6 protein-coding genes (1 of these 6 only partly in view) are annotated in these 6970 nt (G+C 51.6%); all 6 read right to left on the reverse strand.

Annotated elements, in window-relative coordinates; genetic code table 11:
- A protein-coding gene (locus tag QVP67_RS01015; protein WP_022161697.1) for a transporter CPA2 family crosses the window boundary here: on the reverse strand, positions 1 to 851 show its 5' portion. The gene continues 349 nt to the left of window position 1, outside the view; only the first 851 of its 1200 coding nucleotides appear in the window; it begins with the start codon at positions 849 to 851; the stop codon falls past the left edge of the window.
- An 86-nt stretch (positions 852 to 937) separates the two neighbouring features.
- Positions 938 to 2719, reverse strand: a complete 1782-nt coding sequence (gene lepA, locus QVP67_RS01020) for a translation elongation factor 4 (RefSeq protein ID WP_022161698.1) — start codon at positions 2717 to 2719, stop codon at positions 938 to 940.
- Between the two features lie 859 nt (positions 2720 to 3578).
- Complete coding sequence (locus tag QVP67_RS01025; RefSeq protein ID WP_022161699.1) at positions 3579 to 3779, reverse strand: winged helix-turn-helix domain-containing protein; 201 nt, start codon at positions 3777 to 3779, stop codon at positions 3579 to 3581.
- Between the two features lie 192 nt (positions 3780 to 3971).
- Positions 3972 to 4427: a C-GCAxxG-C-C family protein gene (locus QVP67_RS01030; RefSeq protein WP_022161700.1), complete on the reverse strand. Its 456-nt coding sequence runs from the start codon at positions 4425 to 4427 to the stop codon at positions 3972 to 3974.
- 45 nt (positions 4428 to 4472) lie between these two features.
- Entirely contained in the window at positions 4473 to 5738 is a 1266-nt protein-coding gene (locus tag QVP67_RS01035) for an Nramp family divalent metal transporter (protein ID WP_022161701.1), read from the reverse strand.
- Positions 5739 to 5798: 60 nt separating this feature from the next.
- Entirely contained in the window at positions 5799 to 6926 is a 1128-nt protein-coding gene (locus tag QVP67_RS01040; RefSeq protein WP_022161702.1) for a TlpA family protein disulfide reductase, read from the reverse strand.
- Positions 6927 to 6970 lie beyond the last annotated feature (44 nt).

Consider the following 6970-nt stretch of genomic DNA (forward strand, 5'->3'; position numbering starts at 1 on the left):
CCTGCCGATGCTTCGGCAAAGTCGACTCCGAGGAAGCGCGGCATCCCCACTCCTACCAGAAACATGAACAGAAACGAAATGCCTGTAGCCGCACGGCGTTCGGCTGGCGAATCGTGTTCGCGGTGTTTCATCACCATGCCCAGTACGAAAGCCGGAAGCAGCACTTCGACGTGGATGCTGCCTTCTTCACCATAGAAGTGCTTGCTCAGTGCATAGATGCCCAGCGTGCCGGCAAACACCAGTATCGAATAGCAGAGGATGGCTTTCCAGTCTTGCCGCCAGTCGTAGCGGCCCATCTGCTTCCACCCGAAGGAGAGCAACAGCATCACAATCACGACAATGGCCAGCAGCTGCCACTTCAGACCTATCATCATAATCTGTAGCGGAATCATCAGCAGGATGGTGTCCAGGTCGTCGAAGATGGCAAGTACCTGTATTTTCTTGTACATCCAGCTTTGTTTCAGCCCGATGGCCGCCAGCATGGTAAACAGGATGCCTGCCGAAGTGGGGGCGGCAAAACGGCTTAAAAGCAGGTTTTCCTTCCACGCATCCCAACTGCCCCAGCAGTCGGACGGAAGCAGGACAAAGATGTAATAGAGTGCTATCAGAAACCAAGGCATGGCGGCAGTGACCATGGCAATGAAGTAATCCTGAGCATACGTCCGCCAACGCGACTTGTCGACTTCGAACTCGCGCCCCACATTGATCATGATAAAACCAAGGCAGACGTAAAGCAACACATTCGACGCGGTCTTTACCGCATCATAACTTCCTCCCGCCCACAGGGGGAGGTACTGGCTGACTAGCAGCCCGGCCATCAGAAAGGCCGAAAACGATAGAACTTTTCTCATTTATAATATAATTAAAAGAGGAGGACACCAAGACAGTCCTATGGAAAGAGAGCATCCTCCTCGGGGTTATCAGGGTGAAGGGGGCATTAATCCAGCTTCAGCACCGCCAGGAACGCCTTCTGCGGCACTTCCACGTTTCCGATCTGCTTCATGCGTTTCTTACCCCGCTTCTGCTTTTCGAGCAGCTTGCGCTTACGGCTCACGTCGCCACCGTAGCACTTCGCGGTCACATCCTTGCGGACGGCCTTGATGGTTTCGCGGGCTATGATTTTGGCGCCGATGGCTGCCTGAATGGCTATTTCGAACTGCTGGCGCGGAATCAGTTCTTTCAGCTTCTCGCACATGCGGCGACCCAGGTCGTAGGCGTTGTCGAAGTGGGTCAGTGTGGAGAGGGCGTCCACGGGTTCGCCGTTCAGCAGGATGTCGAGCTTCACCAGCTTGGACGGACGGAAGCCGTTGGGGTGATAGTCGAACGAGGCATATCCCTTGGAGATGCTCTTCAGCTTGTCGTAGAAGTCGATGACGATTTCGCCCAGCGGCATGTCGTAGTAGATTTCTACGCGGTTGCCCGAGATGTATTCCTGCTTCACCAGTTCGCCACGCTTGCCCAGGCAGAGGGTCATGATGGGGCCGATGTAGTCGGTGGTCGTGATGACCGACGCGCGGATGTAGGGCTCTTCGATGTGGTCGATCATGGTGATGTCGGGCATGCTGCCGGGGTTGTGCACCTCCATGACGTGTCCCTGCTTGTCGTACACGTTATAGGATACGTTGGGCACGGTGGTGATGACGTTCATGTCGAACTCGCGGTCGAGTCGTTCCTGCACAATCTCCATGTGGAGCAAGCCCAGGAATCCGCAGCGGAAACCGAATCCCAGCGCCAGCGACGACTCGGGCTGGAAGGTCAGCGAAGCATCGTTCAGCTGCAGCTTCTCCAGCGACGAACGCAGGTCTTCAAAGTCCTCGGCCTCGATGGGATAGACACCGGCAAAGACCATCGGTTTTACTTCCTCGAAGCCGGCGATGGCTTTGTCGCACGGACGGGCAATGTGTGTGATGGTGTCGCCCACCTTTACTTCGCGCGAGGTCTTGATGCCCGAAATGATATAGCCTACGTCGCCTGTGCGCAGCTCGTCGCGTGGCACCATATCCATTTTCAGCACGCCTACCTCGTCGGCGTCGTATTCCTTGCCCGTGTTGAAGAATTTCACTTTGTCGCCTTTACGGATGACGCCGTTCTCAATCTTGAAATAGGCGATGATGCCGCGGAAGGAGTTGAATACGGAGTCGAAAATCAAGGCCTGTAGCGGGGCGTTCTCGTCGCCTTCGGGATGGGGGATGCGTTCGATGACGGCGGCCAGAATCTCTTCGACTCCCATGCCGGTCTTGCCCGATGCGCGGATAATCTCCTCGCGCTTGCAGCCCAACAGTTCTACGATTTCGTCTTCCACTTCCTCGGGCATGGCGCTTGCCATGTCGCACTTGTTGATGACGGGGATGATCTCCAAGTCGTGCTCGATGGCCATGTAGAGGTTCGAGATGGTCTGTGCCTGTACTCCCTGCGATGCGTCGACGATGAGCAGCGCGCCTTCGCAGGCGGCAATCGAACGCGACACTTCGTACGAAAAGTCCACATGTCCCGGGGTGTCAATCAGGTTGAGGATGTATTTTTCGCCCTTGTACACATATTCCATCTGAATGGCATGGCTTTTGATGGTGATACCTCTTTCCTTTTCCAGATCCATGTCGTCCAGCATCTGTCCTTCGGTTACTTGGATGGTGTTGGTAAATTCCAGCAGGCGGTCTGCCAAAGTCGATTTCCCATGGTCAATGTGGGCTATGATACAAAAGTTACGTATATTCTTCATCTTCTAAACTAGTTCTCTTTTTGGGTTCGCAAAGATAGTGAAAAGCTAAGAGGCGTACAAACTATTGAAACCTGTTTTGAATATTTTTTCTTCCGAGCTGCATCCTGTCCTATCCAAACGAATCGTCAACATCCCCCCTTGTTTCCCTCTTGCCGGAACAAAGATAAATACAACCAAGCGGAGAACCATAAAAGGGGTATCGATATACTGTGAAAATCTGTTAATAAAACGCGGTTTTTGTGTTAATAAAGCTAACTCATTGAAAGGCAGGGCGTAGGAGGCGTTTTATACGTTTTCGCCCCGTGATTGTTTATTTTTATTTGCCATCGGCTGTGATGGGCAACCGGAAGGCGGCGTTTGGCGTAAGACGACTGCCGGCGTTACAGTATTACAGTTACAGTTAGGTAAATTTCGATTTCCGCCATACTGACGTTAAGAGTAATATTATATATTATATATATAAATATATATATAATATATAATATTAAATTCTTTAACACTTCTTCTACTTTAAGGTATGAATGAAAAATAAATACAAATCAGAAGAAGTCGGAACGACTTGAATCAAGATGAATACTCGAAAAAAATCTAACTGTAACTGTAATACTGTAACGCCAAACGGGTAAAAATGTAACGAAATATGTACATTTCTACATATCAGCACGCATCATAAAAAAAAATTCAGGCAATAAAAAAAGGGGTAAAACGGGGCGCAAAATCAAGAAAACAACGGCAACCGCGTTACAGTTACAGTATTACAGTAAGTTTTTTCGGAAAAAGGGCGCAAAAAAAATGCGTTGACAACAAAATAGACGTTGCATCAACACATTTTCTTAATACTTTTATGAATCTCGTCTGCTTAGATCAGCTTGAAGAACAGTTCACCTTCTACTTCTTCGGCAGAGATTTTGTCTTCTCTCAACAGCCAACCGAGTCCCAGGAACATATCTTTGTCAATCAACTTTGTAGCTTTCTTCAGTTGCTTGGCAGTCAGTCCTTCGGTTCCATTCAGTGCATTCCAAATCTTTCCAGCAATTTCGCCTGCTTTTTCTTTTAACATTTTCTTCAATTTTAGTTTAGTTAGACATGCTTTATAAACTCTGAATTCCCTTTATACGGCAGATTCAGATTTTATTTCTGCTGCAAATATAGCTATTTTTATGTTATATAGCATATTTTCATTCTTTTTTTTCTTGAAAATGTAAGAAAAAGCGGAAAATGAAGGTAAAAAAACACGATATCGCCCTTTTTTCTACTTCCCTTGCAGGTGTTCCACCCAGATGCGGGCGGCAGTTTCCACCATGCGCGGACAGGGGCGTTTGGCGTAGTATTGGGCCGTACGCTCTTCGGGGATGCTGCTGATTTCGGGCTTCTTCTGCCCCAGCAGTTCGGCGCAGACAAGCGTTCCGTTCCGCTTCTTGAATTCTTCGGCCAGCTGCTGCACCAGTGCGTAGTTTTCGGCCTTGCTGGCGCGGTCCTTGCCTTCGAGGGCACACTTCTCCAGTCCGGCCAGCATAAACAGCCCACACGCCGCGCCACACGTCATACGCATGCGCCCGATGCCGCCGCCAAACGATGCCGACATGTGCAATGCCTGTTCTTCGGTGAAGCCATACATGTCAGCAAAAGCTACCACTACCGACTGCGAGCAGTTAAAACCACTTTTGAAAAGCTCGACCGCCTTTCCGATACGTTCTTCCAATTCCATTGTTTTCTCCTTATAACTCTATACTTTCGTTTTTTTATACATTTCTTATCCGGCTATCACCTCCCACAGCAACATCAGGTTCAGCACAGTCACCGCGGCGGCGATGGCATACAGCACCAGCGCGTTCCAGCGGCTGTTGGCATACTGCCCCATCACCTTGCGCGACGAGGTCAGACCGACCTGCAAGAACACCGTGAAAGGCAGCTGAATGCTCAGCACCATTTGCGATATAAGCAGCCCCTTGAACGGGTCGCCTATGAAAAATATCATCAGCAAAGCAATGCCCAGCGAGAGCACCACTCCTATCTGCGAGTGGCTGTCCTTGATGTGGTAGGACTCGCCGAAGATGCCGGCAAATATGGAGCCTGCCGCCATGCCGCTGGTGATGGTCGACGAGATGCCGGCCATGAGCAAGGCCAGGGCAAAGACGACTGCCGCATTGTTGCCCAGCAGCGGTTCGAGCAGCGACTTGGCCTGTTGCAGTTCCTCGACCTGCACACCTGCCTGATAGAAGGTGGATGCCGCCAGCAGTATCATCGCACTGTTGATGGCCCAGCCCACAATCATGGAGAACAGCGTGTCGAACAGTTCGTACTTCAGCACCTTGCGGATAGAAGCATCGTCCTGCTTGTTGTATTCGTGGCTCTGAATGACCTCGGAATGCAGAAACAAGTTGTGGGGCATCACCACGGCTCCCAGCACGCTCATCACGATAATCATGCTTCCGTCGGGGAACGAAGGTGTCACCCACCCCTGCACGGCCTGCGGCCAGTCTATCTTGACCAGAAACAGCTCGTAAATGAACGAAAGCCCTATCACGGACACAAATGCGATGATGGACCGCTCTATCTTCTTGTACGAATTGGTGAACAGCATGACCAGCACAAAGGCCGTAGTCAGCACCGCCCCCCATACGATGGGGATGCCGAACAGCATCTGCAAGGCGATGGCTCCGCCCAGAATCTCGGCCAGCGAGGTCGAGATGGAAGCCAGCACCGCCGTGCCCAGAATGGGGCGCGACACCCACGACGGCGTGTATCGGGTGGCCGCTTCGGAGAGGCAAAGCCCCGTCACGATGCCCAGATGCGCCACATTGTGCTGCAAGATGATGAGCATCACCGTGGACAGCGTAACCACCCACAACAGCGAATAGCCAAACTCGGAGCCCGCCGCAAAGTTCGAAGCCCAATTGCCCGGGTCGATGAATCCTACCGTCACCAGCAGTCCGGGACCGATGTATCTGAAGACATCCAGACCACCCAGATAACGCTTATGGTCTTTCCGCTTCAAGTCATTCCATATATTCTTCATATCAACTACAGATTAGCATAACGTTAATCATAGTATAACAACGGCAGGGGCTAATTGTTTTTAAGACTTCAGCAATTCATCCAAATAGCTGTAAAACTCGGGGTCCTCGCCTACCACAATCTTCAGAATCGTGCCTTCGGGGCTAAGAACAATCTTCGTCGGATAGCCACGGACGGCATAAAGCACCGATACATCGGGCTTTCCCTCGTTGCGGACGTGCAGCCAGGGCATATCGTGCTCTGCTACGGCTTTACGCCATTTTTCTTCCGTGTCGCGACAGTCAATGCCTACAAACTCCACTTTGGCCTTATGCTTGGCGTAGGCCTTCTTCATGTCGGGCACACCCTTTATGCACCAGCCACACCAACTGCCCCAGAAGTCGAGCACTACATACTTGCCACGAAGCGAAGAAAGCGTAAAGTCGTTGCCCTTGAGATCTTTCAGTGTGAAGTCGGGAGCCGGATTGCCTTCCTTCACCCGCTCGGCTGCCGCACGACGCTCCATCTCTTTGTCGTACCCCTCCTTCACCTGACGATACAAGGGCGCCATTACCCCCGTACGTACAGGCTCGGCCACTACGTCGAGCATCTCGCCTACCTTTTCAACCGACAAATCGCGCGACAGCGCATAGACGGCCACCTCCTGATCTGCATGGCTCCGGATAAAGTCGCAACGCAGGTCTTGCATACGGTCCAGGAACTCTCGTGAAGGCGCATAAGCCTTGCGGATGCTGTCGGACGGAATCCCGTCCTTCTCCATCTGCATACATACCTCACGAAGCGAATCGAGCTTCAGGATGCAGGGGCGCAGCTGGTCGTTCAGCTCGTTGCAAGCCTCGTAGAAGGCGTCGCCGCCCAAACGGTAATCCTCCAGCGTGCCGCTCACCGTGACGGGGCGACCGGGCAGTAGTATCAGTCCTAAGGCTTGCATGCTGATAGCGCCGTTGCCCGAAGGTTTGGCGTAGATGTAGACTTGCTTCAGCACGCTGTCGCCCACATTGAAGGCAAACTGTCCGTTCTGCATAGGCACTGTATCGAGCTGCGCCTTCCCCTCGCCTACCGGCCGGTGGTTGACCAGCAACGTATCACTTTCAATCCCATTCAGCATGCCGCTGACATCCATCTTCGCCGCTGGTTGGCAGGCAGTCAGCAAGCCTGCACCAAGCAGCATCATATACACATTTTTCATATCTCTGTTCTTATTAATTTAAATCAATAACCACGATGTTATCG

It is taken from the genome of Bacteroides sp. CAG:633 (assembly GCF_000435115.1).
Taxonomy (GTDB): Bacteria; Bacteroidota; Bacteroidia; order Bacteroidales; family Bacteroidaceae; genus Bacteroides; species Bacteroides ndongoniae.

Coding starts and splice junctions, on each gene's coding strand:
- lepA (WP_022161698.1), bottom strand. CDS start 2,719: ATGAAGAATATACGTAACTTTTGTATCATAGCCCACATTGACCATGGG.
- QVP67_RS01025 (WP_022161699.1), bottom strand. CDS start 3,779: ATGTTAAAAGAAAAAGCAGGCGAAATTGCTGGAAAGATTTGGAATGCA.
- QVP67_RS01030 (WP_022161700.1), bottom strand. CDS start 4,427: ATGGAATTGGAAGAACGTATCGGAAAGGCGGTCGAGCTTTTCAAAAGT.
- QVP67_RS01035 (WP_022161701.1), bottom strand. CDS start 5,738: ATGAAGAATATATGGAATGACTTGAAGCGGAAAGACCATAAGCGTTAT.
- QVP67_RS01040 (WP_022161702.1), bottom strand. CDS start 6,926: ATGAAAAATGTGTATATGATGCTGCTTGGTGCAGGCTTGCTGACTGCC.